Raw genomic sequence first — 1,320 nt, forward strand, 5'->3', positions numbered from 1 at the left:
CGGGGCCGGCCCCCGCCCCCCCGCCCCCCGCCGCCCCGGCCGGCGCGGGCGGCGGGCGTCCACCGCCCGCCGCCGCCGTCCCGGCTGTCAGAGCATGCGGGAGGACCACAGCAGGCTGAGCGCGCCGGCGCACAGCGCCAGCAGCAGGGCCACGCCCGCGTACCACTGGGTGACCTCGCGGGGCTCCGTCCGGAACCCGATCGAGCTGCCCATGTCCTGGTAGACCTGCTTCAACTCGGTCACCGAGGCCGCCTCGTAGAAGTAGCCCTCCGTGGCCTCGGCCAGGTCGGCCAGGGCCAGCCGGTCCACCGGCACCCGCTGCAACTGCCCGCCGATGTCCACCTGCCCGGAGTCGGTGCCGAAGGCGATCGTGGAGACCGGCACGTTGGCCGCCTGCGCTGCCGAGGCCGCCTCCTCCACCGACCGCCCCGAGGTGCGGTAGCCGTCGGAGAGCAGCACGATGCGGGCCGGCGGGATCTCCGCCGCACCGTCGGCCGGCACCGACCGGATCGCCTCCAGGCAGGTGAAGACCGCCTCCCCGGTCGCCGTCGCCTCGGCCAGCACCAGCCCGTCGATCGCGCTGGTCACCGCCTCCCGGTCCTTGGTCGGCGGCACCAGCACGTTCGCCGCCTTGGCGAACGAGACCAGCCCCAGGTTGTAGCTCTCCGGCAGCTCGCCGACGAACTGCTTGGCCGCCTCCTGCGCCGCCTCCAGCCGGTTCGGCGCCACGTCGTCGGCCTGCATGGACAGCGACACGTCGATGGCCAGCATTACGGTGGCCCGCTCCAGCGGCTCCCGGGTGTCGACCGCCGGCCGGGCCAACGCGGTCGCCAGCACCAGCAGGCAGAGCAGGAACGCGGTCGCCGGCACGTGCCGACGCCAACCCAGCCCCTTCGGCGCCAGGGTGCGCAGCAGGTCCACGTTGGTGAACCGCATCGCGTACGCCCGGCGGTTGCGCTGCCGCCAGACGTAGAGCCCGGCGAGGGCCAGCACCGGCAGCACGGCCAGCAGCCACCACGGTTGCAGAAAACGGATCATCGTGTCGTCCCCCTGGTGCGGGCGTGCCGCTGCGCGGCCACGAAGCGCACCATGTCGAGCAGCCAGTCTCGGTCCGTACGCAGCCGCAGGTGGGCCGCGCCCGCGCCGCGCAGCGCGGCGGAGATCTCCGCCCGCTGGGCGGTCGCCGCCTCGGCGTAGCGGTGCCGCAGCAGCGGGTCGGGGGGGGGGGGCGGCGCGGGCCCCGCCCGGGGCCGGGCGCGCCGCCGCCCCCCCCCCCCCACCCCCCCCACCCCCCACCCCCCCCGCCCCCCCCCCAAACCC

2 protein-coding genes are annotated in these 1,320 nt (G+C 76.4%); both read right to left on the reverse strand.

Going from position 1 to position 1,320, the window contains the following annotated elements; all coding sequences use genetic code 11:
* Positions 1-87 precede the first annotated feature (87 nt).
* Positions 88-1,038 (reverse strand): VWA domain-containing protein, encoded by a 951-nt coding sequence (locus tag AB0L34_RS33940; protein ID WP_357459012.1) that lies wholly within the window; start codon positions 1,036-1,038, stop codon positions 88-90.
* The gene (locus AB0L34_RS33945) at positions 1,035-1,280 is read right to left on the reverse strand and encodes a hypothetical protein (RefSeq protein ID WP_363709767.1); all 246 of its coding nucleotides are present in this window, start codon (positions 1,278-1,280) and stop codon (positions 1,035-1,037) included. The genes AB0L34_RS33940 and AB0L34_RS33945 overlap by 4 nt, the downstream gene beginning before the upstream one ends.
* Between the last annotated feature and the right edge of the window lie 40 nt (positions 1,281-1,320).

The organism is Micromonospora sp. NPDC052213, assembly GCF_040679695.1.
GTDB lineage: Bacteria > Actinomycetota > Actinomycetes > Mycobacteriales > Micromonosporaceae > Micromonospora.